This is a genomic window from Mycobacterium asiaticum, from assembly GCF_001673315.1.
GTDB classification, from domain to species: Bacteria; Actinomycetota; Actinomycetes; order Mycobacteriales; family Mycobacteriaceae; genus Mycobacterium; species Mycobacterium asiaticum_B.
This window is the reverse complement of record NZ_LZLQ01000023.1, coordinates 22,386-46,539: the sequence shown is the minus strand read 5'-3', so window position 1 is coordinate 46,539 and position 24,154 is coordinate 22,386. Positions and strand designations below refer to the sequence as shown.

20 protein-coding genes, 1 tRNA gene and 2 pseudogenes are annotated in these 24,154 nt (G+C 64.4%); 4 read left to right on the top strand and 19 right to left on the bottom strand.

The window, feature by feature from the left end; genetic code table 11:
- Nucleotides 1–145: 145 nt before the first annotated feature.
- Both A5636_RS03520 and A5636_RS26390 read left to right on the top strand, forming a co-directional pair.
- The gene (locus A5636_RS03520) at nt 146–1,408 is read left to right on the top strand and encodes an amidohydrolase family protein (protein ID WP_065157310.1); all 1,263 of its coding nucleotides are present in this window, start codon (nt 146–148) and stop codon (nt 1,406–1,408) included.
- A gap of 24 nt (nt 1,409–1,432) precedes the next feature.
- Nucleotides 1,433–1,585, top strand: coding sequence for a hypothetical protein (locus A5636_RS26390; RefSeq protein WP_172827145.1), 153 nt, complete (start codon nt 1,433–1,435; stop codon nt 1,583–1,585).
- A gap of 107 nt (nt 1,586–1,692) precedes the next feature.
- Here the strand turns inward: A5636_RS26390 and A5636_RS03515 are convergent, their stop codons facing one another.
- Entirely contained in the window at nt 1,693–4,368 is a 2,676-nt protein-coding gene (locus A5636_RS03515; protein ID WP_253900477.1) for an ATP-binding protein, read from the bottom strand.
- Between the two features lie 209 nt (nt 4,369–4,577).
- On the opposite strand from A5636_RS03515, the gene A5636_RS03510 reads away from it, so the two are divergent.
- Nucleotides 4,578–4,724: an integrase gene (locus A5636_RS03510; RefSeq protein WP_065157344.1), complete on the top strand. Its 147-nt coding sequence runs from the start codon at nt 4,578–4,580 to the stop codon at nt 4,722–4,724.
- Nucleotides 4,725–4,933: 209 nt separating this feature from the next.
- On the opposite strand, the gene A5636_RS27055 is transcribed toward A5636_RS03510, so the two are convergent.
- The 12 genes and pseudogenes from A5636_RS27055 to A5636_RS03460 form a co-directional block, all read right to left on the bottom strand.
- A complete protein-coding gene (locus A5636_RS27055; protein ID WP_253900476.1) occupies nt 4,934–5,152 on the bottom strand; it encodes a hypothetical protein in 219 nt (72 codons plus the stop codon).
- A 150-nt stretch (nt 5,153–5,302) separates the two neighbouring features.
- Nucleotides 5,303–5,956 (bottom strand): annotated as a pseudogene (locus A5636_RS27700) (NAD-dependent epimerase/dehydratase family protein); the annotation flags it as partial.
- A 106-nt stretch (nt 5,957–6,062) separates the two neighbouring features.
- A tRNA-Pro gene (locus A5636_RS03500) sits at nt 6,063–6,136 on the bottom strand.
- A 71-nt stretch (nt 6,137–6,207) separates the two neighbouring features.
- Nucleotides 6,208–7,815, bottom strand: coding sequence for a PE family protein (locus A5636_RS03495; protein WP_065157308.1), 1,608 nt, complete (start codon nt 7,813–7,815; stop codon nt 6,208–6,210).
- Nucleotides 7,816–8,150: 335 nt separating this feature from the next.
- The gene (gene der, locus A5636_RS03490) at nt 8,151–9,551 is read right to left on the bottom strand and encodes a ribosome biogenesis GTPase Der (protein WP_065157307.1); all 1,401 of its coding nucleotides are present in this window, start codon (nt 9,549–9,551) and stop codon (nt 8,151–8,153) included.
- Nucleotides 9,548–10,231: a (d)CMP kinase gene (cmk, locus tag A5636_RS03485; protein ID WP_065157306.1), complete on the bottom strand. Its 684-nt coding sequence runs from the start codon at nt 10,229–10,231 to the stop codon at nt 9,548–9,550. Before cmk ends, der begins: the two co-directional genes overlap by 4 nt.
- Complete coding sequence (locus tag A5636_RS03480) at nt 10,228–10,980, bottom strand: pseudouridine synthase (protein WP_065157305.1); 753 nt, start codon at nt 10,978–10,980, stop codon at nt 10,228–10,230. The genes cmk and A5636_RS03480 overlap by 4 nt, the downstream gene beginning before the upstream one ends.
- Nucleotides 10,980–11,648 (bottom strand): SMC-Scp complex subunit ScpB, encoded by a 669-nt coding sequence (scpB, locus tag A5636_RS03475; RefSeq protein ID WP_065157343.1) that lies wholly within the window; start codon nt 11,646–11,648, stop codon nt 10,980–10,982. Before scpB ends, A5636_RS03480 begins: the two co-directional genes overlap by 1 nt.
- 11 nt (nt 11,649–11,659) lie before the next feature.
- A pseudogene (locus A5636_RS27795) lies at nt 11,660–11,777 on the bottom strand (hypothetical protein); the annotation flags it as partial.
- A gap of 137 nt (nt 11,778–11,914) precedes the next feature.
- Nucleotides 11,915–12,742: a segregation/condensation protein A gene (locus tag A5636_RS03470; RefSeq protein ID WP_065157304.1), complete on the bottom strand. Its 828-nt coding sequence runs from the start codon at nt 12,740–12,742 to the stop codon at nt 11,915–11,917.
- Complete coding sequence (locus A5636_RS03465; protein ID WP_065157303.1) at nt 12,739–13,602, bottom strand: ParA family protein; 864 nt, start codon at nt 13,600–13,602, stop codon at nt 12,739–12,741. The genes A5636_RS03470 and A5636_RS03465 overlap by 4 nt, the downstream gene beginning before the upstream one ends.
- A 272-nt stretch (nt 13,603–13,874) precedes the next feature.
- On the bottom strand, nt 13,875–15,452 hold the full coding sequence (locus tag A5636_RS03460) for a sodium bicarbonate transporter family protein (protein WP_065157342.1): 1,578 nt from the start codon (nt 15,450–15,452) through the stop codon (nt 13,875–13,877).
- Between the two features lie 202 nt (nt 15,453–15,654).
- On the opposite strand from A5636_RS03460, the gene A5636_RS03455 reads away from it, so the two are divergent.
- Entirely contained in the window at nt 15,655–16,407 is a 753-nt protein-coding gene (locus A5636_RS03455) for an O-methyltransferase (RefSeq protein WP_065157302.1), read from the top strand.
- A 14-nt stretch (nt 16,408–16,421) separates the two neighbouring features.
- Here A5636_RS03455 and xerD read toward each other — a convergent pair whose 3' ends face one another.
- The 6 genes from xerD to recN all read right to left on the bottom strand — a co-directional run bounded on the left by xerD (nt 16,422) and on the right by recN (nt 24,153).
- Nucleotides 16,422–17,354, bottom strand: coding sequence for a site-specific tyrosine recombinase XerD (gene xerD / locus A5636_RS03450; RefSeq protein WP_172827148.1), 933 nt, complete (start codon nt 17,352–17,354; stop codon nt 16,422–16,424).
- Nucleotides 17,355–17,362: 8 nt separating this feature from the next.
- Nucleotides 17,363–17,986 (bottom strand): NUDIX domain-containing protein, encoded by a 624-nt coding sequence (locus A5636_RS03445; RefSeq protein WP_065157300.1) that lies wholly within the window; start codon nt 17,984–17,986, stop codon nt 17,363–17,365.
- Nucleotides 17,979–19,742, bottom strand: a complete 1,764-nt coding sequence (locus tag A5636_RS03440; RefSeq protein WP_065157299.1) for a CTP synthase — start codon at nt 19,740–19,742, stop codon at nt 17,979–17,981. The genes A5636_RS03445 and A5636_RS03440 overlap by 8 nt, the downstream gene beginning before the upstream one ends.
- A 119-nt stretch (nt 19,743–19,861) precedes the next feature.
- The gene (locus tag A5636_RS03435) at nt 19,862–20,806 is read right to left on the bottom strand and encodes a copper transporter (RefSeq protein WP_065157298.1); all 945 of its coding nucleotides are present in this window, start codon (nt 20,804–20,806) and stop codon (nt 19,862–19,864) included.
- Between the two features lie 16 nt (nt 20,807–20,822).
- Nucleotides 20,823–22,004: a putative cytokinetic ring protein SteA gene (gene steA / locus A5636_RS03430; protein WP_065157297.1), complete on the bottom strand. Its 1,182-nt coding sequence runs from the start codon at nt 22,002–22,004 to the stop codon at nt 20,823–20,825.
- 406 nt (nt 22,005–22,410) lie between these two features.
- Entirely contained in the window at nt 22,411–24,153 is a 1,743-nt protein-coding gene (gene recN / locus A5636_RS03425; RefSeq protein WP_065157296.1) for a DNA repair protein RecN, read from the bottom strand.
- Nucleotide 24,154: the final 1 nt, after the last annotated feature.

Genomic DNA, 24,154 nt, shown 5'->3' with positions numbered 1-24,154 from the left:
GGTTACAGTGATTCTGACCGCGAAAGATGGCATCACCTCGGACAGTCACCTCGATGGTCAAGATGGTTGACGCCCGGATCTCCAGTTGGTGATGTCCAGCACCCAGACCGCGCCACAGCCAATCTCCGTCCCGACAAGGAAACCCATGAACGTCGACGATTTGATCCTGGTGAGCATCGACGACCATGTGGTCGAGCCGCCGGACATGTTCCTCAACCATGTTCCGACCAAGTACAAGTCGGAAGCGCCGATCGTCGTCACCGACGATAAGGGCGTCGACCAGTGGATGTACCAGGGCAGGCCGCAAGGCGTCAGTGGGCTCAATGCAGTGGTGTCCTGGCCGGCGGAGGAATGGGGCCGCGACCCCGCGGGCTTCGCCGAGATGCGACCCGGCGTGTACGACGTGCACGAGCGGGTGCGCGACATGAATCGCAACGGCATCCTCGCGTCGATGTGCTTCCCGACTTTTACCGGGTTCTCCGCACGGCACCTCAACATGCACCGCGAGGACGTGACGCTGGTGATGGTGTCGGCCTACAACGATTGGCACATCGACGAGTGGGCGGGCAGCTACCCGGACCGGTTCATCCCGATCGCCATCCTGCCGACGTGGAACCCGCAGGCGATGTGTGCGGAGATCCGTCGCGTCGCCGCCAAAGGTTGCCATGCGGTGACCATGCCGGAATTGCCTCACCTGGAAGGCCTTCCGAGCTACCACGACGACGAATACTGGGGTCCAGTGTTCCGGACCCTCTCCGAGGAGAACGTGGTGATGTGTCTGCACATCGGCACCGGCTTCGGGGCGATCAGCATGGCTCCGAACGCGCCGATCGACAACTTGATCATCCTGGCTACCCAGGTATCGGCGATGTGCGCGCAGGACCTGCTGTGGGGTCCGGCGATGCGCAACTACCCAGACCTGAAGTTCGCGTTCTCCGAGGGCGGCATCGGCTGGATCCCCTTCTACCTAGACCGAAGCGATCGGCATTACACGAACCAGAAGTGGTTGCGCCGCGACTTCGGCGACAAATTGCCCAGCGACGTGTTTCGCGAACATTCACTGGCGTGCTACGTCACCGACAAGACGTCGCTGAAGCTGCGGCACGAGATCGGGATCGACATCATCGCCTGGGAGTGCGACTACCCGCACTCCGACTGCTTCTGGCCCGACGCACCCGAGATGGTGCTGGCCGAGTTGGACGCCGCCGGCGCCGACGACTCTGACATCAACAAGATCACCTGGCAGAACTCGAGCTCGTTCTTCGGCTGGGATCCGTTCGCGCGCACACCTCGCGAGCAGGCAACCGTCGCCGCGCTGCGGGCGAAGGCCACCGACGTCGACGTCTCGATCCGACCTCGCAGCGAGTGGGCGCGGCTGTACGAGCAGAAGCAGCTCGCGAAGGCCTGAGGGGTACGTGGAGACAATAGCCTGATGGCCACCGAACCCACCCGTCCACGACCCGAGCGGAAATCCCCGCGGGTGCACGTCACGCGGGAGGACTTGGAGCGGTTCGGCGACGAGGAACAGGTGCGCGAGGCGTACGACGAGGACCGGCTCCGCGACGAGCGCCCGCCGCACCACTAACCTGAGTTACCGCGTCGGCAGTTCGCCCGAGGCGTCGACGGCGGCCACACTCTCCACACGCTGTGCGGGCCGTCGGGCAGTCTTCGGCAGAATCTGACCAGCGCAGCTCAACGCGAGTGCTCGAGATCGGTTCGGGCCTGGTCGATTTGGTCGTGAGCGTACGCCACGACGGCTGCAACGGTCATCATTTCTCCCTGGTGGGCCAACGATTCGAAGGGTTGGTTCCCGAGGATCGCGCGCGAGTGCGTCATAACTGTTCCGAGTTCAGGCAAGGTCGTTGCGGCCATGGGATTGACCGTTGCGAAGCCGGCGATCACGGACGCCGGTTCGTGGTGTCCAAGCCGATCGAGAAGGACGACGAGGATAGCCAGCGTGTTATGCAGCATGCCCAGGTTGCCTGACTCGTGTTGACTCCGAATTGCCGAGTCCAAAGAGCTCAGCGTCGCCAAGTGGTCCCCGTGCTCCGCCTCAAGTCCGGTCAGCCAGTAGGAGAATTGCGTTTCAAAAAAGCGGTTGCCACTGTCCTGCGCGACGCGGACGCTGCGGCGGAATGCCTCGAGCGCGCGGTCTGGGGCAGTGGCGCGGAAGGCATACCCGCACGCGAAAAGTGCGTAGGCAAGCACCCACGGATTCCCGGTCGCTTCGGCGTCGTCGATGAGGCCGTCGGCGGTCACCGCCGCCTCGTTGCCCGAGCCGGTGACGGCTAGCGCGAACACCATGTTCGCCCTGGCGAATGCATTGTCGTCGCCAGTGCGTGCCACCTGGGCACGGCACAACTCGACATACCGTTCGGGCTGGCCGACGAACAAATACGCACTACCGAGAAAGGGCTCACCGAAGTACGACACCTTATCGCTGGCAGCGGCGATAACTGTCTGGCCGATTTCGCTATAGCGCACAGCCTCTTCGAAGCGTCCGACGAGACAACACAGCGATCCCACCACGCATAAGGCGGCGAGACGAGGGTGTTCGACGACGCGGCCGGACTCGATTAACTCTTCTGCCCACGCTATGGGTTCGAAGTTCTCGAGGAATGGACCCAGCAACCCTGCATAGGCAGCGATGGCGATGCCCGCGTCCAGGTCGCCATGATCGCCAGCCCACCGAAAGGCCGTGCGCAGATTGGCCAACTCGACTGTGAACCAGTCCAACGCATCGCGTTGGCGCGGGCCATCCCATAGCGCCATGATGTCGGCTTCCCATGCGGCGAAGTACCGCGAGTGGACGTCCCGAATTTCGACAGAGGCACCGCCGGCGACTAGTTGCTCCTCGGCGAACTCACGGATCGTTTCCAGCATCGAATACCGGGTGCGTCCGCCCGACCGCACGGCGAGCAACAGCGACTTGCGCACCAGAGCGTCGAGCACCCCGAGGACGGCGTACTCATCGCGGCCATCTGATCCGGCTACCGCGCAGGCGCCCTGCAGATCAAATCCCCCCGCGAAGACGGAACAGCGTTCCAGGACAGACTTTTCGGCGTCGTCGAGGAGGTCATAGGACCAAGCCACCGCGTGGCGCAGCGTGTGGTGGCGTTGTAGGCCGCGACGCGAGCCGACCAGCAGCCTGAATCGGTGATCGAGACGATCACGCATTTCACCGGCGGTCATCGACGCCATCCGCGACGCGGCAAGTTCGATGGCCAGGGGGATCCCGTCCAGGCGCTGACAAATTTCAGTGACCGCGGCGGCTTCGTCGTCATCGGCCATGGAGAATTGCGGTCGAATGCGTTGGGCGCGTTCGACGAACAAACTCACCGCCGCAGAGTCGATTCCCGCTGCCTTCAGAGACCGCACCGGCCACACCCGCTCATCGGGTAGCCCGAGGCCTTCGCGGCTGGTGGCGAGGATACGTACCGTCGCCGAATGAGCAAGGATGGCTTCGATCAGATCGGCGGCAGCGTCGAGAACGTGCTCGCAGTTATCGATCACCAACAGCCGGATCCGGCCCTCCAACGCCGCGACCAGCGACTCGCTAACGGTCCTGCCAGATTGCTGTGTGATGCCCAGGATTGCGGCAACTGCAACGGGTACCGCCGCCGGATCGGTGACCGCAGCGAGCTCGAAAAGCCAAACGCCGTCTGGGTATTCGTCGGTCAGCCGGGAAGCGATCTCGATCGCGAGGCGGGTCTTGCCGACCCCACCGACCCCGGTCAACGTCACCAACCGATGCGCCTTGACCGCCGCCTCGATCTCGGCGACTTCCACCTCGCGTCCGATCAACCTCGTGCCCGAAGGCCGCAGATTGCCCGGACTCGTATCCAGTGCTCGCAGCGGCGGAAATTTCGTGCGTAAGCCCGCAGCTCGGACTTGGAACACACCGATCGGCATAGGGACATCGCGCAACCGCCGCGGTCCCAGATCGACCAGATCCACTCCGCTGAGCAGACCTGCCGTCGACGCGGCGACGAGGATCTGGCCGCCGTGTCCGGCAGCCATCACCCGTGCAGCACGATTGATCACGGCACCGAAGTAATCCCCGTCGTGCGGCTCGGCTTCACCGGTCGCGATCCCCATCCGCACAGGCAATTCCAGGTGTCGTTGTGCATCGATGGCGGCAGCCACCGCCGAGCGGGGTGAGGCGAACGCGGCGCACACACCGTCCCCGGTGTGCTTGAACATGAAACCGCCGTGAGCCTCGATCGCCGCACGCAAAACCCCGTCGTGGGTGGCCAGGGCGGCCCGCATCGCGTGCGCGTCCGTCTCCCACCGACGGGTCGAACCCTCGACATCGGTGAACAGGAACGTCACCACCCCCGAAGGAGCGGCCGCCGCGGTCGCGGACACATCAGCAGAATCTCACAACAGACCCGCTCATACCATTGGCTATCACTGGATCCCGCCCATCGGCGAAATCACTCCCGATGCATCGGACTAGCAAGAGACGCATACTCAGCTGCGATTGCTCCTTGCACTTGGGCTAAATGTTGACCGCGTCGACGATTGGCGGATCGTTGAATGCTGCCGGAATCCGCCCTATTAGCGTGGTGGGGCTGATGGGCCACAGGGACGTCAAGACCACGCTGACCGTGTACGCGCACCTCATCAAAACCGACGACCACGCAGGCAACATCGCTGCACTCGGTGCACTGGCCACGCCGAAGCCGATTTACACCGGAAGTGTTGTGCCGCTACACAGGTGAGTCAGGTAGGAATTGCTTCACGTGTTCGCACACCTACTTGGCAGGCCAGGACGCAACGGAATTACCATGCCGCGCTTGCTTACTGGCACGCGTGCCGACTAACTGGAACTCATCGGGGAAGCTGAACAATCGCTTGACCGTCGGCCACGCAAGGCCAACAATCCTCTCAGTCGCTCTGACATCGCGGAGATCGTTGTGAGGGCGGCGTCCTAACCAGCTTCTTCCGCGAGCCTGCCGACCTGGGCAGCGCTGAGATATCCCGCGGAGTACATCCACGCCAGCGTGTCGTGCAGGGACTCTGCCGGCTCGCGAAACGGAACCCCTAGTTCGCGGGTGGTGCGTTCGGCCTCAGCGCCGGGCCACCTAGTTGTGACTTCCATACCGTCGCGAGTCATCGGGAATTCGAAGTCGTAGATGCGCTTGACCATGTCTCCTACCGTTCCTGCAGCCCTGAGAAGTGCACCAGGAGCCGAGATACGCCGTGGGCGCGTTCCGGTGAGGCGGCTACACACGTCGTACCACTGGGGCCAGGACAACATTGCCGATGCGGCTGTGTAGCGGTGCTGGCCTGCTGGCAATTCAATAAGTCTCGCGTGCAGCGCTGCAAGGTCTCGGACGTCAACGATCTGGAGTCCGCTTGAGGTCATCAGCCACCCCTGCTTCATGAGAGAAACCAAGCCGGCATTGAGAGCGCTAGGTCCGGGATCATTAGGTCCGATGATTCCGGCCGGATAACTGATCCGGATCGCGGCGCCGTTTTCCTGCAGTCGACGGACGTGGCGTTCTGAGTCGGCCTTCGATCGAGCGTAAGCCGTGGATCCCGGCGTGATCGGACTCGCCGGTGACATCGGCTGTCCCCCAGGTTCGAAAAACACCATGAGCGACGAGACATACACGATGCTGGGCAACCCTCGCCGTGCTGCTCCTCCAATGACCGATTCAACTCCGCGCGCATTGGTGGTCTCAACAAGTTTGGCCGTGGAACGTCGCAGATCGACGAGCGCGGCGGTGTGGATTACGCCGTCGCATTCGGCCAACGCGGACTCCACAGCGCTGCTGTCTGTCATGTCGCCCACTACGACGTCGGTAGGAACGAAGCCAAACGGTTCGAAGACAGTTCGAACCTTCGCGACGTCTCGCACCATCAACCTGACGTCATGTCCCTGGGCCGCGAGCGCAGCCGCTGTATGTGAGCCGGTGAAGCCCGTCCCTCCCGTCACGAGCACCTTCATGGCTGAAATATTAGAAGTAGAAACAGCTATCTACAGCCGGATGAAGAAATGTCGGGAGCAGGCAAATTGGCTCCCTCATAGGGGCCAAAACACCCTCTGACCTGCGTCGGGCTGACAGGATTTGAACCTGCGACCACTTGACCCCCAGTCAAGTGCGCTACCAAACTGCGCCACAGCCCGGTGCCGCCGGCATCAACCGGCAGCAGGTCGACAGCCTACCTCAGCCGGTCCCGGAACCCTGCGAGGCCACCTCAGAGGCTGCTGAGGTCACCCAGGATCGACTGCATCGCGGATATCAGCACCAGCGCTTCGAAACCACCGGCGACCGAGAACAACGCAACATCGGCAGCGATCGGCCTGCCAATCGCGTTCACCAGCCCCAACGGGTCGCCCGTGGCCGCCTGCGCGAGCCCTTCCCCGAACAGCTGCAAGTTGTACGCCGGCACCGAGAAGATCGCCGCGGTTGCGAAGTCGGCGGTAGGTAGCAGCACCGAGTAGCCGGTCGAGATCGCGCTCGCGATCGTGTTGACCGAATCGACTGGGTTCGCCAGTATTCGCGGAATCAAGTCGGCAGAAGGCAATGGAGCTGACGTCACCACATTCGCAAGGTCGGACAGCGACGCCTGGGACGCCATGAAGGCGATGTCGTTAGAGAAGGCGTGGATGCCCTGCTGGGTGCCGACAGCCAGGCGACCCATGACATCAACGGGATCGACGGGTGGGAACAATCCGAACGGGGTGTGCACATTCGGCGGACCCGTCGACCAACCCTGGTCGGGGCTGCCGTAGCCGAGGTTGACCAGTATCCGCAGGTTCGGTTCGAGCAGGTCCGCCAGTGGCGTACCGATCAGCGGTAGCGCCCGCAGCCCCTGTGTGAGCGGCAGGTTCGGGTTGGGAATCATGTAGTAATCGGTCATTGTGGGGCCAACCGTGTTGGTCAGATGAATGGCCGAATTGATCTGTGCGGGTGTGAGATCCGCATAGGTACCGTGCACGTAGTAGATGCCCGCAAGAGCGTTGAGGTCCGCCAGGAAATTGAGCGGATACTGCGGAAAATCCGCAAAGCCGTCGTATTCGATGGTGTAGATATTCGTCTCGAAGCTGTTGGCCGGCGTCGCCCCGTAGAAAGTGAAACCGAGACTCGGCATCTCCAGACCCGGGAAGCGGGCAAGCATGCCGCCGTTAGGGTTCATCGGGTTACCGAGCAGCGTGAAGACGACATCGAGTGGGCTCGGCGTACCGCTGGGATTGAGCGCCATCATCTCCAGCGACGAGATGATGGAACTCTGCGAGAAGCCCAGCACGGCAACGCTGTTCCCGGCGGTGAGTTGCTGCTTGATCGCGGCGTCCAGGATTTGCACACCCTCGGACACCGAGACGTTCGGCACCAAATCCTTGATGCCGGTGAGGGGATAGAACGCCTCCGGCGTGAACAACCCTAAGGCATTGCCCACCGTGAAAGCCGGGAAATGGGGCGTAATGTATTTCGAGACAACGGCATTCACGTAGCTCAGCGGCGGTATCGGATTGCCGCTGCCGCCCATCACCAGCGTGACGTCCGTCGCCGCCGCTGCTGCGTTGGTGGCTTCGGCCGAAAGGTAGGCATTGCCTGCGGCGGACAACGCCCGTGCGAACTCCGCGTGAAATGCGCCCGCCTGAGCGATTGCCGCGTGCCCCTCCTGGGCGAAACTGTTGAACAGCGTCGCCGTCGCCACCGACACCTCGTCCAGGGCCGCGGCCAACAATCCGCTGGTGCGGCCCGATGCGGCCGCGGTCGCTTCGGCGATTGCCGAGCCGATCCCGGTCAAATCCGCGGCCGCGGCCGCCAGCGTCGCCGGTTGGGTTGTCAGGTAGCTAATCGGCCAGTCCTTACGCTTTGATCCTGTCGGTCAGCGTAGAGCGATCTCACCGGACTGTCTTATCTTTGGCGCGCATGCTTTCGGGCTGGCACACCGTGTGTGTGAATCGTGGGCTCTGGGTGTGCGGTCAGGGCGGCGAAATCGCCAGATTCCCGCCGCCGCCTCACACGCGAAACCCTGAACGCACACCCGAAACCCGCAACGCACACCCGAAACCCGCAACGCACACCCGAAACCCGCAACGCACACGCGAAACCCTGAACGCACACCCGAAACCCGTAACGCACACTCGAAGCCCTGAACGCACACGCAAGGGCGTCGAACGCACCAGCACCTCAGCGGCGTTTGGGGCCGCGCTTCTCCCGCACCCGCACGTTGATCCGGATCGGACTGCCCTCGAATCCGAACGTCTCGCGTAGCCGCCGCTCCAGAAACCGTCTATATCCGGCCTCCAGAAAACCGCTGGTGAACAACACGAACGTCGGCGGCCGGGCGGTGGCCTGAGTCGCGAACAAGATGCGCGGTTGCTTACCGCCACGAACCGGCGGCGGTGTCGCAGCCACCACCTCTTTGATCCAGGAGTTCAGGGGACCCGTCGCGATCCGGGTGTCCCAGGAGGCCAGCGCGTTCTCCATCGCCGGCACCAGCTTCTGGACCGCCCGTCCTGTCTTGGCGGAGATGTTGACCCGCTGAGCCCACCGCACCTGCACCAGTTCCCGGTCGATCTCGCGCTCCAGCAACTCACGGCGGTCCTCGTCGACCAGGTCCCACTTGTTGTAGGCCAGCACCAGGGCCCGGCCTGCCTCGATCACCATCGACAGCACCCGCAGGTCCTGCTCGGTCAGCTGCTGGGAACCATCGATCAGCACGACCACCACTTCGGCGGCATCGATGGCACCGTGGGTGCGCACCGAGGCGTAAAACTCGTGACCACTGGCTTGGCCCACCTTGCGGCGCAACCCCGCTGTGTCGACGAACTTCCAGACTTTGCCGCCCAATTCGATGAGCGAATCCACCGGGTCCACCGTCGTGCCCGCGACGTCATGTACTACCGACCGCTCATCGCCGGCCAGCTTGTTCAGCAGAGAACTCTTGCCGACGTTGGGTTTGCCGACCAATGCGACCCGGCGCGGACCACCAGCAGCCGACGCCAACTCCCCCACCTCGGGTAGCGCCTCGAGCACCGCGTCGAGCAGATCGGCCACACCTCGTCCGTGCATCGCGCTAACAGCGTGCGGCTCCCCCAGCCCCAACGACCACAACGCGGCCGCGTCGGCTTCGCTCCTCTCGCTGTCAACCTTGTTGGCGGCCAGAAAGACCGGCTTGCCCGAACGAAGCAGAATCCGCGCGGCGGCCTCATCGGGAGCGGTGGCACCGACGGTGGCGTCGACCACCAAGATCACCGCGTCGGCGGTGCGCATTGCCACCGAAGCCTGCTCTGCCACCAGCTGCTGCAAACCCTTGGCGTCGGGCTCCCATCCCCCGGTGTCCTGCACCACGAACCGCCGACCGGTCCACAGCGCGTCGTAGGACACCCGGTCGCGGGTTACGCCGGGGACGTCCTGTACCACCGCCTCACGTCGACCGATAATGCGGTTGACCAAAGTGGACTTACCGACGTTGGGTCGGCCCACGATCGCCACGACGGGTGCCGGCCCCGCCTCGGCCAGCTCGTCCAGCTCGGAATCGGTGAATTCCCAATCGCTTTCGTCAGTCCAGGTGCCGTCCTGCGTCACCGTATCGCCTCACTTCGCTGCGTGACCAACTCCAACAGGTGTGCGATCACTTCGGTTTCGGTCATGTCGCTGGTGTCGACGACGATCGCGTCCTTGGCGGCGCGCAACGGAGACACCGCCCGGGTGGAGTCCAGATGGTCGCGTCGACGCACGTCAGCCAGCACGGCCTGGTAATCGTCGGTCAGGCCCGCACGAACGTTCTGGGCATTGCGGCGTTGCGCGCGGGTCTCGGCGGAGGCGGTGAGGAAGATTTTCACCGGCGCATCCGGGAAGACAACCGTGCCGATGTCACGCCCCTCCACCACGATACTTTCCTGGCCCTCGGCCATTTGGCGTTGCAACTCGACCAGCCGGGTGCGCACCGACGGGACCGCCGAGACCGCCGACACCGCGCGGGTGACGTCGTCACCACGGATCTGGCTTGAAACATCTTCTCCGGCAAGGAAAAAGCTGCTGTCATCGGTTTCGTAATCCACCGACAACTGCACGTCTGCCGCGGCCGCGCCGACGGCGTCGCTGTCCGACGGGTCGATCCCGGCACGCAGCACGGCCAACGTCACGATCCGGTACATCGCACCGGTATCCAGGAACCGCGCGCCCAAACCGCGCGCCAAACCCCTGGAAACAGAGGACTTTCCGGTGCCCGCCGGACCGTCGATGGCCACCACGAGCGCGTTCACAGACCCACCGCCTTATACAGTTGACCTACTTCGTCCCGACGTAGCGCTCGCACCGAACCAGGACGCTGCTTGCCCAGAGTGACCGCACCAATATCGGTGCGCACCAACGCTTCCACGGGAAAACCCACCGCAGCCAACAATCGGCGCACGATCCGATTACGCCCTTCGTGCAACGTCACCCGCACCAGCGACTTCCCCGGGATCGAGTCCACGACCGCGAAATCGTCGAGCCGTACCGGCCCGTCGTCCAACTCGACGCCCGCCCGCAGCTGCTTGCCCAGTCCGCGCGGCACCGCACCCGACACCGTCGCCAGGTAGGTCTTGGGCACCTCATGGGACGGATGCATCAACCGGTGCGCCAATTCGCCGTCGTTGGTCAGCAGGATCAGCCCCTCGGTATCGGCGTCCAGCCGGCCGACGTGAAATAACTTCTTGTTGCCCCGGACTTTTCGCTCGATCAAGTCACCGATGCAGGGTCTGCCGCGGTCGTCGGACATGGTCGAGTGCATGCCGCGCGGCTTGTTCAGCGCCAGATAGACCAGCGATTCGTCGAGAATCACCCGGGCGCCGTCGACGCGGATCACCGACGAGTCCGGGTCGACCCGGGTGCCTAACTCGGTGACCACGCGCCCGTCGATCTCGACCCGGCCGTCGATGATCATCTTCTCCGCGGCCCGACGGGACGCAATTCCCGCCTGTGACAACACCTTCTGCAGGCGGATCCCCTGCGGCTCGGCAAATTCCACCATTAGTCGTGGTCCACATCGAACGTCAGTGACGGATCAGAGGACTGGCCGCCGGCGAGCTTGATGAAACGTGGCTCGCTGTCCAGAGATTCGCTGAGGTCGTCGATCGTGTCGACATCGGGAAGCAGCGGCGCGATGTCAGGCAGATCGGTTAATGAGTTCAACCCGAGCCGTTCGAGGAACAGTTCGGTGGTAGCGAATGTGGTTGCGCCGCTGTCTTCGTCGTTACCGACCTCGGTGATCAAGCCCCGGGCCAGGAGGGTACGCATCACCGCGTCCACGTTGACGCCGCGCACCGCGCTCACCCGTGCGCGGGTCACCGGCTGGCGGTAGGCGACCACGGCCAGCGTCTCCAGCGCGGCGCGGGTCAGCTTGCTGCGCGCACCGTCCAGCAGCAATTTCTCGACGAACGGCGCGAATCGGGCGCGGGTGTAGAGCCGCCATCCCTCACTGTTGTGACGCAGGTCGATGCCGCTGTCGCGTTGGGTGAGCTCCTCGGCCATCAGACGTAGCTTGGCGTCGACGCGGTAGACGGGCTGCCCGGTAGCTGAGGCCAGCGCTTCGGCCGTCGCCGGGGTGTCCACCACCAGCAGGAGCGCTTCGAGCACCCGGCCGAGTTCGTCGGGGTCCATTTCCGCGGGCTCTGCGATGTCGGGGATGCCCGCCTCCAGCGTCGGATCGGACGTACCGCGGCGCTCTCCCCCGCCAGCGGGCGGTACCCCCACCTCATCGCTGCGCTCTGCATCGTCGCCGCTGAGTAGGCTGCGGCGCTCTCCCCCGCAAGCGGGCGGTACCCCCACCTCATCGCTGCGCTCTGCATCGTCGCCGCTGAGTAGGCTGCGGCGCTCCTCCTCATCGCTTCGCTCTGCATCGTCGCCGCTGAGTAGGCTGCGGCGCTCCTCAGCCTCGCTGCGCTCTGCATCGTCGCCGCCGGGCATCACTGCTCTCCCACTTCTAATAATGATTCCGCGGTCGGCCGTTCACCGGTCCAGGAAATTTGGAGCACGCCAAGGGGCTCGGACTGGTCGAATGCTACCGCCCGCGACCGATACAGTTCGAGCAGCGCAAGGAAGCGACCGACGATCTCGACCGGCACCGTACAGTCCGCGACAAGCTGGGAGAACGAGGCCCACTGGCCGCTGCCGAGGGTTTCCAGCATGCTCAGGATGTGTCTGGCCTGCTCGGGAACCGAGACCGACTCGATGTGCAGATGTCCGGTGGCCACCGTGGGGACCGGCCGCGGCGTGAACGCGATCGCGGCGATCTCGGCGAACCGCGCCGCGTCCACACCGAGCATCACCTCGGGTAGCAAACCTTCGAAGCGCTCCTCCAGCGACACCGAGCGGGGATAGCTGCGCAGCGCGGTCGCCTCCAACTCGGCGAACATCTCCGCGACGTGCTTGAACGCGCGGTACTGCAGCAGCCGGGCGAACAGCAGGTCGCGGACCTCCAACAACGCCAGGTCTTCTTCGTCGTCGACCTGCCCGGTCGGGAGCAGCCGCGCGGCCTTCAGGTCGAGCAGGGTCGCCGCGATCACCAGGAACGCGGTGGTCTCCTCTAGGTCGAGCTGGGTGCCGATCGCCTTGGTATACGCGATGAAATCGTCGGTGACCTGGTGCAACGCCACCTCGGTGACGTCGAGCCGGTGCGCGAAGATGAGCTGCAGCAGCAGATCGAACGGCCCCTCGAAATTGGTCAGCCGGACTTGAAAGCCATCCGAGGACCCGTGCTCGGCTGCCGCTTGACCTGAAACGTCGCCGTTCACACGCCGAAACGGTCGATGAACTCGCGGGCCAGCGCCCGATAGGCCAGCGCACCGCCCGACTTGGGGGCCCACGTGGTGATGGGCTCCCCAGCGACGCTGGTCTCGGGGAAACGCACGGTACGGGTGATCACGGTGTCGAACACTAAGTCACCGAACCGCTCCACCACGCGGGCCATCACCTCGCGGGAGTTCACGGTGCGCGGGTCGTAGCGGGTGATCAGGATGCCGCTGATATCCAGCTTCGGGTTGAGCCGGTCGCGGACCTTGTCGACGGTATCGGTGAGCAACGCCAGCCCCCGCAACGAAAAGAACTCACACTCGGTGGGGATAACCACGCCTTCGGCGCAGGCCAATCCATTGACGGTGAGCAGGCCCAGCGACGGTTGGCAGTCGATAAGGACGTAGTCGTAGCGGTCCAGCACCGGGTACAGCGCGCGCCCCAGGGTCTGCTCCCGGCCCACCTCGTTGACCAGTTGAATCTCGGCTGCGGACAGGTCGATGTTGCTCGGCACCAGGTCCAGGTTCTTGACCCGGGTGTGCAGTAGCACGTCGTCGACCGAAATCCGCGGCTCCACCAGCACGTTGTGGATCGTCTTTTCCAGCTCGTAGTGCGGCACACCCAGCCCGGCCGACAGCGCCCCCTGCGGGTCCATGTCCACCAGCAGCACCCGTCTGCCGTATTCGGCCAGCGCCGCCCCGAGGTTGATCGTCGAGGTGGTCTTACCCACGCCGCCCTTCTGATTGCACATCGCGACGACCTTGGCCGGTCCGTGCGCGCTGAGCGGCTGAGGATCAGGAATCGGCCGCGGCGGCCGGCCGGTCAGGCCGATCTCTTGGCCGCTGCCGGGGTGGTCGGTCATGCCCGTATGCAGCAGGTCGTCACGGGCGTCAGGGTGGACATCGCAGGAAAGTCTAACGGCTGGGCGCGCCTGGGCCGAGAGACCCGCGGGCAAATCAACCTGCGCGGAAATCTGCGTCCGATGCGGATGGCGGCCTTGTTGGGATCATTGCTCGGACTTGGATGCCGTTGGCTTTGCGCTGGCCGCATTGCAGCCCATGGATGAGCAACGAGAACGACAATCCATGAGTTGGTGCCGCAGGCAGATCCGGGGTGCGACGCAGCGACTCGAACTCAGAGCCGGAAGTCCCCCATGCTGTCGTCGCCGGCTTGCTCGTCGGCGTCGAGCAGTGCCAGGTGCTCTGGCTGGAACCACTTGTTGAGTAGCAGGCGCAAGGGCACCAGCGTCGCGATGAACAAGGGGAACAAAATCCCCGCCGGGCTGCTCTTGAGGATCCACAACACCACCAGACAGAGCACCTGGACCAGGGTGAAGAGGTGGATGACCTTCCAGGGAACATGCCGAACATAGTGGGTATCGGGATACAGATTGCGGTCCGTCAACCACAGTTTCAACCGCTCATAGAAGTCCGTCCCGTTGAGGGTGGCGAAACCCATGAACAGGAACAGACCGAAAAGTACCTCGGTCGGAATTTGCTTGATCAGCGGCAACATGAAAAGCGAAACCGCAATCAGAATATGAATGGCGAGCGGGGAGACTCGATTTTCTCGGACAGTCAGGATGTGCTCGGCGCCGGAATCGTCGTCCCGCTTGGTGTCCGCCAAACTCTTGACGTGGTTGAGGGAATGGACGGTGGCCGCAACAATCCATGGCAAACCAAACACCGAACACACCGCGGTGATGACGCCGACGACAGCCAAGTCCACGTGATAGCCGCCGCCTTTTCGGAGGGCATGCGAAGGGCTGTTGACCAGACGAGTCGTGATGTTCTGGTCGAGAAACAGCAGAACGGTGACCAAGATAGCCGGCCCGAGGCAGGCGATAATCAGCCAGACGGGCACCGAGAACATGTCGACGAGCCAGGGCCTGCCAGTGGTGGTGCCGAAATGCTCGGGGATGGCGACGTCGGCCACCTTCACCTCCGGCAACGACAAAGCGAATATTGTCATCAGCGCTATCGCGATGGTGGGCCCGAAATCTGCCACGAATTCGCGGAACCTGCGCTGGACATACCTGGTCTGCAGGAACGTCTTGAAGCTGCGCGCCAACAAGAATGTTCCCAAGGCGAGGACCAAAGTCATCAGGGCGGTGGCGTCGTTGCGCGGAGACGCGGTGAAGGGTGACACCACGGAACGCGCCGCTTCGACGATAAAAATGATGGCGATGAGGACGGCGAAGATCTCGTCGACGAAGCGGGTGAAGAACTTCATGAGCGCGCTGGCATTGGTCACCACGAGGACGAGAATGAGAATGCCCGACCAGACTCCTACCCACGCGTAGATTGGCAAGAAGGGAATGTTGAAACGCTGGCACATCGTGTACAGCAAGCCGGTGAAGATGACGATGGGGCCGGTGCCGCCCAAAATGGTCAGTGGTTGGGCGGACAATAGCGCGAAAAGGATTCCGCCGACGGCGGTTGCCACAATCATTTCCACGATGCCGACCTCGCCGTGGGTCATGACACTGGTGAGGCCGCCGAAGGCAATAGCATTCGCAAGACAGGCGAAAAAGAGAAAACTCACCGACGCTACGACTTTCGAAGAAAGCCCGTCCTTGAAGTCGCTGCCATAGAAAGGCAGCTTTCGCTGCACATCCGCCCAAAAACCTCCGCCCAATCGACGGGTATAGGTCAGAAGGTCGATTTCGTGCGCTTGCGGGGCATCCGACGCGCCGTTCCGTTTGCCTGACACGGATTCACCCTTCCAGTCGAAAACACTCGACCCGTTCCGAGCCGAGTTGCCGACCAGACTTACCGGCGCACCTATTGCCAACATGCCGTCTCGACCTGGCAGAAAGCAACCTCAAACGAGTTGCTCAGCGGTGCTCATCGGATACTCATAGCCCACCCGGACCTCCGGAGTTGGGCACTCGCACGGCCTATCGTGGAGACCCATGGACCTCAGACGGCGCATACCCCTGCTGCGGTGGTCGGTGTGGCGAATGGCCACCGGTGCCCGCAACATCACCAGAACCGGACAGATCGGTGACGGGCGCGAAGCGGCGGTCGTCGACTACGTCCTGAAGTACGCGCGGGCCGGGGACGTCGACGACGTGCTGGCCACCATCGACAAGTTCGCCTATGAGAAGTCGATGTTGATCAACGTGGGAGACGAGAAAGGAGCAATCCTGGACGCCGCGGTGCGGCGAGCCGATCCGGCGGTGGCGTTGGAACTGGGCACCTACGTCGGCTACGGCGCACTACGCATTGCTCGCGCCGCGCCGAACGCCAAGGTGTACTCCGTCGAACTCGCCGACGCGAACGCCGCCAATGCCCGCCGAATCTGGGCTCACGCCGGCGTGGCTGACCGCGTCACCTGTGTGGTCGGCACCATCTCTGACGGTGGCCGCACCCTGGATGCATTGGCGTCTGATCACGAATTCAGTGCCGGTGCACTGGATTTCCTGTTTCTCGATCACGACAAGGACGCATACCTGGCCGACCTGAACAGCATCCTGGACCGTGGCTGGCTACACCGCGGGTCGATCGTTGTCGCCGACAATGTCCGGGTGCCCGGAGCGCCGAAGTATCGCGCGTACATGCGCGACCAGCAGGGCAAGTTGTTCGACACCGTCGAGCACAAAACGCATTTGGAGTACCAGTCGCTGGTGGGCGACCTGGTGCTGGAATCGGAATACCTGGGTTAGGTGGCTCGCGATAGTTAAGTGGCCCGCGGGTGTGCGCCGGCCCAGACCTCGCGCAGCGCATGCACGGTGACCAAGGTGTAGATCTGCGTCGTGGTCACTGAGGCATGACCCAGCAATTCCTGCACCACCCGGACGTCGGCACCGCCCTCCAGCAGATGTGTCGCGAACGAATGTCGCAGCATGTGCGGGGAGACACCAGAGGTGATGCCGGCACGCTCGGCGGCGTCCTGAAGCACCTGCCAGGCACTCTGCCGGGATAACCGCCCGCCGCGGGCATTGAGGAAGATGGCCGGTGTGCCGCGTCCCCGTCGCGCAAGATCCGGGCGGCCGCGTACCAGGTAGGCGTCCAGCGCTGCCACTGCGGGTCGTCCCACCGGCACCAACCGTTGCTTACCGCCCTTGCCGCGCAACAGCACCGAGCGAGCGTGCGTATCGATGTCGTCGACATCCAAACCGACGGCTTCGGAGATCCGCGACCCCGTCGAGTACAGCAGTTCCAGCAGCGCCCGGTTGCGCAGCGTCAGCGGACCGTCGGACGCGTCCTCGCCACCGGCGGCTTCGAGCAGCGACAGCACCTGGTCGACGGTCAAGCTCTTGGGCAGTCGGCGGCCCGGTGTCGGGGGTCGCACCGCCCGCGCGACGTCCAATTCGGCCAGCCCTTCGGCAGCGGCGAAACGATGCAGCCCGCGCACCGCGATGAGGGCCCGCGCCGCTGACACCGCCGAAAGCGCCATCGCACCGGATTCCGGATCGCCGCGCCGCAGCGCCACCAGAAATTCGCTCACATCGTCTTCACCGACCTTGGCCAGATCGTGAATCCCCCGCTCCGCCAGGTGTTTAGAGTAGCGGCGCAGGTCGCGGCGATAGGAGCTCAATGTGTTGGCCGCCACGCCCCGCTCGATCGACAGATGGTCAAGATAGCCCTGCAGCTGCGCATCGAGCGTCAGGGCTGCCGTCACTGGGCGGCCTTGCGCTCGGCGAACGCCGCCGGTTTATCGATCCAGGGAGTGTCGAGTGGTCGCGGCTCCGCAATGCCCGTGCTGACGGCGTGTGCAGCCAGAATCCCAGCGATGGCAATTGAATTGACGATTTCTCCGTTCAGGGCCCTGTCGACCGCCTCGGCAAGCGGGAACCAGCGCATCGTCATGTCGGCTTCTTCGTCGTGTGCTTCGGGCCGGCCGATATCGGTGAGTCCGGTGGCCAGGTAGACGCGCACCGATTCGTCGCTGTAGCCGGGGGCGGTGTTGACGTCCAGCAGCACCTGCCAGCTGTCGGCGCGCAACCCGACCTCCTCTTCGAGTTCGCGCACCGCTGTGAGGTGCGGCGCCTCGCCGGGGGCGTCAAGCAACCCGGCGGGTAACTCCCAGATCCTGCGGCCGTAGGTGTGCCGATATTGGTAAACCATGGCGACTTCGTTGTCGTCGTTCAACGCCACGATGGCCACTGCACCGTAGTGCTCGAGAACTTCTCGTTTGGCGACGTTGCCGCCCGGCATGCTTACCTGGTCGCGGCGCAGCGCGAAAATCGCACCCTGGTAGAGGGTTTCAGACGAGACCGTCTGGAAATCGTGCTCACCCACGGGTGGCGGGTTCAGGTAGCGACTGCGCGATGCCGGTCCGATGCTGGTTGCCGTTGGGCGCATGCTGTTCGTGAGGCTCGGGAATCTCCACCGGAAGCAATTCGCCCTCTTGGTAGTCGATGGCCGCGCGGATGAATGCGGCGAACAACGGATGCGGCCGGGTCGGCCGACTTTTCAGTTCCGGGTGGGCCTGGGTGCCGACGATGAACGGGTGCTGCTCAGGCGGATACTCGACGAACTCCACCAGGTGTCCGTCCGGTGAGGTCCCGCAGAACCGCAGGCCGCTCTGGGCGATCTTCTCCCGGTAGGCGTTGTTGACCTCGTAGCGATGCCGGTGCCGTTCGGAGACGTTAGTCGTTTGATAGGCCTGCGCCACAATGGAATCCGCATCCAACACCGCGGGGTAGGCACCCAGTCGCATGGTGCCGCCGAGATCGGCCTCCCCGGCCACGATGTGTTCCTGGTCGGCCATCGTCGAGATCACCGGATCCGGCGTTTCCGGCTCGAACTCCGCCGAGTTGGCTTCGGTGAGCCCGACCGAGCGTGCCGCCTCGATCACGATGCACTGCAGGCCGAGGCACAGGCCCAGCACCGGCAGGCCACGCGCCCGCGCGTACCGGATCGCACCGATCTTGCCTTCGATACCGCGGATGCCGAATCCACCGGGGATCAGCAAGCCGTGCACGTCGGCCAGCGCGTGCGCCGCGCCGGAGGGTGTTTCGCAGTCATCGGACGCCACCCAATGGATCTCGACTTTTACCCGATGTTTGAAGCCCCCGGCGCGCAATGCCTCGCTCACCGAAAGGTAGGCGTCGGAAAGTTCAACGTATTTGCCTACCAATGCGATTCGCACGGTGTCATGGGGTTCGTGAACCCTGCGCAGCAGGTCGTCCCATTCGGTCCAGTCGACGTCGCGGAACGGCAGGTTCAGTCGGCGCACCACAAACGCGTCCAACTCCTCGCGGTGCAACACCTTGGGGATGTCGTAGATCGACGGCGCGTCTGGCGTGGAGATGACACCGTCTACGTCGACGTCACACATCAGGGCGATCTTGTTCTTCAGCGCCTCGGGGACAACGCGGTCGCAGCGCAGGATCAGCGCGTCGGGACTGATACCGATGCTGCGCAGCGCGGCCACCGAGTGCTGCGTCGGTTTGGTCTTGAGTTCGCCCGATGGCGCAAGATACGGCACCAGCGACACGTGCAGGAAGAAGACATCCTCCCGGCCCAGGTAGTGCCGGACCTGACGGGCAGCCTCCAGGAACGGCTGCGACTCGATGTCGCCGACAGTGCCGCCGATCTCGGTGATAACGACGTCGGGGCGGTGGCCGTTGGCGTCGGGCTCGGCCATCGCCAGGATGCGCCGCTTGATCTCGTCGGTGATGTGCGGGATGACCTGGACGGTGTCGCCGAGGTATTCACCGCGGCGCTCCTTGGCGATCACCGTCGAATACACCTGTCCGGTGGTGACATTCGCCGAGCCGGATAAGTCGCGGTCGAGGAAGCGCTCGTAGTGCCCCACGTCGAGGTCGGTCTCAGCGCCGTCCTCGGTGACAAAGACCTCGCCGTGTTGAAACGGGTTCATGGTGCCGGGGTCGACGTTGAGGTACGGGTCGAGTTTCTGCATCGTGACATGCAACCCGCGGGCGGTCAGCAACTGTCCGAGACTGCTGGCGGTGAGCCCCTTGCCCAGGGAAGATGCGACACCACCGCTGACGAAGAGGTGCTTGGTGGTGGTTTGCGGATGCTTACGCAAAGAAGGCGACCTCCGTGAAGACGGGCAGGGCGTGACGTGTCTAGCCTTGACCAGCTGGGCCTGCCGACCCACGGAAACCCACCCTAACACCCGCCGCGCGCCGCCGCGGCAAACACGCCCTACTGGGGTGCCGTCACCGACGTCGCGCCGTGCCCGGTGCCGTAGTGACCAGGGTGCGCGCCGCCAATCGCGTCGTGCAGGGCAAGGATGGCAGTGATCCGCCCGGGTTCGGTGTCGACGTCATCCACCGTGCTGATCGCGGCCGCCATGCCGGCATCCGCTCGGGCCACGGCCACCGCGGCGCTGCCGCCGGCCGACCCGTCCCGACCAGCGAGCACCGCTCCCGACCCGTGCGGCGCCAGGGCTGCGGTGAATCGTGCGACGGTGACCCCTTGGTTGCCGGCGTCGGCCGGCAGTCCCCCACCGGTGACCACCACGGCGGCGTTGGCCGCGGCCATGTGGTCGGTGGGTTGGTAGGTGATGAAGCCGGTCTCACGCAGCGCGGCCAGCACGGTGCTGCGCTGAGTGTCGTCGACGGCCGGCGCCTGAGGGTTGGTGTTGGCGAGCAGGGTGATGCCGAGCAGGTCGCCGGCCTGCGAACCCTGGTCGACCAGCTTGGTGCTCAGTTGTGTGCCGGCTGGCAGGATCGACGAGTTGACCACCGAGCGCAGCTTCTCCCCGGAATTGGCTTCGACGAATTCGTGGGTCAGCGTCACGGTGCCGGTGACCGAACCGCCCGCCTGTGCGACGATCTTCGACACCGCGGCGATGTCGTCATCTTTGGCGTCAGGGGTGCGGAAGAGGATCACCGTCTTGCCGGCCAACGCGTCGTGCACGATCCGGCCGCGCACCTGAGCGTCGAAAGTATTTGCGGCACTCAGCTTCTCGTTGAGTGCATTGCGCTGGTCATTGAGGGTGTTGACCTGCGCCGCCAGGTCACGCTTCTCGTTACGCAGGCTGGACAGCACGGTGTCGGAGAAGAAGCCGGAACCGAGCACGACGCCGATGGCCAGCGCGAGAAACACCGCGGCCAGCGAGATCGCATGTTGGCGTAACGAGATCATGAGCCCACGTCCTTAATTACGACACTAGATGCTGAACCCAGAGGGTGAAGCGGTTCCAGTAGTCGATGATCCAGTGCAAAACCACGCCGTCGGTGCGAGACACCCACAGCACCACGATGATTGCGATCAGCATGGCCAGCGCCAGCAGGGCGATGGCCCCGCCGGAAATGTGGTTGCGGTACAAGGTCGCAACCGCCTTGGCGTCCACCAGCTTCTCGCCCACCCGCAGCCTGGTGAGGAAGGTAGACGGGTTGCTCTGCGACCGTGTCCGATCGAAGAACGTCTCGATGTTGGCGGTGTGGCCTGCGGTGACAAGCAGCGCGGCGCCGTGGTGATCCGCGAGCAGCAATGCCAGGTCGGTCGCCGAACCCGCGGCGGGGAACGTCATCGCCCCCACCCCGAGGTCCTGGATCCGCTCCAGACCGGCCGCGTGACCGTCGGCGTCGGCGGGAAGCACCACCTGGGCACCGCACTTGAGAACTTCGGTGCTGATCTGGTCGGGATCGCCCACAATCAGTTGCGGACGGTACCCCGCCTTACGTAACACGTCGGCGCCTTGACCAACCCCGACGAGCACGGGCTGGTACTCCTTGATGAACGGCTTGAGTGACTTCAGGTCCTCTACGGCGCTGGGCTCCTCGGAGACGATCACCACGTGGCGCCGGCGCATGTCGACGTCGATGTCGGGAATGCCGATGCCGTCGATCAGCAGTGGGCTTTCACTGCGAATGAACTCAATTGTGTTGCCGGCGAAGGCTTCCAGGTGAGCGGCCAAACCGCTCTTGGCCTCGCGCATCAGGTCTGCGATGTCGTGGTCGGTGCGCTCGGTGCCGCGGATCAGCCTGCGGTCTCCCGAATACACGCCGCCCTCGTAGAGGCGGATCTTGGAGCCGTCCTTGACCTTCTTGAAGATCTCGGGCCCGGTCTCGTCGATCAGGGTGACGCCGTTGTTGACCAGCACCTCCGGCCCGAGGTTGGGGTAACGCCCCGAGACGGAAGGTGATGCATTGACGACGGCGGCTATGTCAGCTTCCACCAGTGCGTCGGCGGTGATCCGATCGAGGTCCAGGATGTCGAGGACCACGATGTCGCCGGGACACACCCTGCGCAACAGTCGATCGATATTGCGGTCCACTCGAGCAGTGCCGATCAGACCGGGCCGGACAGTGTTCCGAGTTAGAAGCGCTGACATCTTCATGGGGGTCGATTCTGTCGGCGGCGAATGCCTTGGGCGGGGAGGCGCGCCGTAACATCTGCCTCATAAGTTTAAAAGCGTCACAACCGTCACATTTGTATCGCGGCTTGGTTCCGGCGGTTTGGGCGGCCACGTGGGTGCCTCGCGTTGGGCGGTTACCGCTCGGCGCGAACGTGCGCAGATGTACGCCGGCGGCAGCGCGTCCCTGTACAGCAGTGCACGCTCGCGCCCTGAGCGCGAGCCCACCAGCTCGCCGGCGCCCCCGCCGCGCGGAGGTGCGCAGATGTACGCCCGCGACGGCGTGTCGCCGTACGGCAGTGCACGCTCGCGCAACAAGAGCCGCACTAGAGATAGCAAAAGGCAACAAGAGCCGCACTAGAGATAGAGTGAAAGAAATAGGGAAAGAGAGTTAGGCCCGGTCGTTCTGCGCGGTATCGAGTAGCTCGCGGGCGTGCGCGCGGCCGCTGTCGGACTCCCCCAACCCGGCCAGCATGCGCGCCAGTTCGGCCACCCGGTCGTCGTCGGTCAGGCGGCGCACACCGCTGGCGCCCTTCGGTCCTTGGCTGTGCACCACCAAGTGCACGTCCGCGTAGGCCGCCACCTGCGGGAGATGCGTGACCACGATGACTTGGTGGGTGCGGGCCAGCCGGGCCAACCGCCGGCCGATCTGCACCGCAGCCCAACCGCCCACCCCGGCGTCGACCTCGTCGAACACCATCGTGGTGCCGGTAGCCGATGCTGAGAGCACCACTTCCAGGGCCAGCATCACCCGGGACAGTTCACCACCCGAGGCGCTCTTGGCCAACGGCAGCACTGACATCCCGCGGTGGGCAGCGAAGCCGAACTCGACGACGTCGATGCCGTCAGCGCCCACGCGAGCCGATCCGCCGTCCGGCAGCAGAAGCGCTGCGGGTTCGTGCGGTTCGGCGAGGTCGACGGCGACGCCGATGGTGAATTCCGCATCGGCCATCGCCAGACCGGCCAGCTCCGCGGTCACCGCCTTAGCCAACTTTTTGGCGGCCTTCTGTCTGATTTTGCTGAGTTCAATTGCTGCCCCGGCCAATTCGCGCCCGAGATCATCGACTCGGCGCTGTAGGGCGGTCAAACCCTCCTCCGACACGTCGAGTTGCGCCAGCCGGCTGCGGGACTCCTCGGCCCACTGCAGCACCCCGTCGATGTCGGCGGCGTACTTGCGGGTCAGCGTGCGTAGCTGGGCCTGCCGGGCCAACTTGGTGTCCAGCGCGCTCGCGTCGACAGGCAGCCCATCGAGGTAGTCGCCCAGCTCACCCACCGCATCGATTACCACCGTCAGCGCGCCGCTTATCTGCTCGGCCAGCGCCCGAAGTCTGCCGTCGCCAGCCGATTCCAGCGTGCCCCGGACCCGTCCCAGCGCATCGGCCGCACCGAACGCGTCGTCCGACGAGCTGGACAACAGCTCGCGTGCCGTCGCCGCCGCCTCTCGCAAGGTGTCCAGTTCAGAGAGCCGGACGATGTCGGCGACCAGCGCGTCGTCCTCGCCCGGTTGCGGGTCGACGGTGTCGATCTCGGTCAGCGCGAACTTGAGCCGGTCGGCCTCCTGGGCGAGTTCCCGGGTCCGGTCGCGGCGGTCGGTGAGGTCCCGCCGTGCCGTGAGCCACGCGTCGCGGAGCTTGCGGTAGCGTTCCAGCGCCGGCCCGGCGGCCGCGAAGCGGTCCAGCGCAGCGCGCTGCTCGTCGGGCCGCATCAACCGCAGTTGATCGTTCTGGCCGTGTAGGGCGAGCAACTGAGTGGTGAAACCGCTCAACGACTTCGCCGGTACGCTGCGGCCGCCGAGATAGGCGCGCGACGGCCCGTCGCGATTGACTGTGCGCAACGCGATCACGCTGCCGTCCTCGTCGCGCTCCCCACCTGAGGCGTCCAGGATCTCGTCGAGCTCGGCGGTAACCGCGTCGTCGACATCGCTTGTGGTGAAACGACCTTCGACGACGGCGCGGTCCGCGCCGGACCGCACGCGGGTGGCGTCAGCCCGTGCGCCGCCCAGCAGGTGCAGGCCGGTGACCACCATGGTCTTGCCGGTACCGGTCTCGCCGGTCAACACCGTCAGCCCGCTATCGAACTCGGCTGTCGCCACACTGATGGCACCCAGCGATTCAATCCGTATCTCGGTCAGCACC

Excerpts from the sequence above, each read along its gene's own strand:
- A5636_RS03520 (WP_065157310.1), top strand. The coding sequence starts at position 146 with ATGAACGTCGACGATTTGATCCTGGTGAGCATCGACGACCATGTGGTC.
- A5636_RS26390 (WP_172827145.1), top strand. The coding sequence starts at position 1,433 with ATGGCCACCGAACCCACCCGTCCACGACCCGAGCGGAAATCCCCGCGG.
- A5636_RS03510 (WP_065157344.1), top strand. The coding sequence starts at position 4,578 with ATGGGCCACAGGGACGTCAAGACCACGCTGACCGTGTACGCGCACCTC.
- A5636_RS27055 (WP_253900476.1), bottom strand. The coding sequence starts at position 5,152 with ATGGTCAAGCGCATCTACGACTTCGAATTCCCGATGACTCGCGACGGT.
- A5636_RS03480 (WP_065157305.1), bottom strand. The coding sequence starts at position 10,980 with ATGGTGGAATTTGCCGAGCCGCAGGGGATCCGCCTGCAGAAGGTGTTG.
- A5636_RS03465 (WP_065157303.1), bottom strand. The coding sequence starts at position 13,602 with ATGACCGACCACCCCGGCAGCGGCCAAGAGATCGGCCTGACCGGCCGG.
- A5636_RS03455 (WP_065157302.1), top strand. The coding sequence starts at position 15,655 with ATGGACCTCAGACGGCGCATACCCCTGCTGCGGTGGTCGGTGTGGCGA.
- A5636_RS03435 (WP_065157298.1), bottom strand. The coding sequence starts at position 20,806 with ATGATCTCGTTACGCCAACATGCGATCTCGCTGGCCGCGGTGTTTCTC.
- steA (WP_065157297.1), bottom strand. The coding sequence starts at position 22,004 with ATGAAGATGTCAGCGCTTCTAACTCGGAACACTGTCCGGCCCGGTCTG.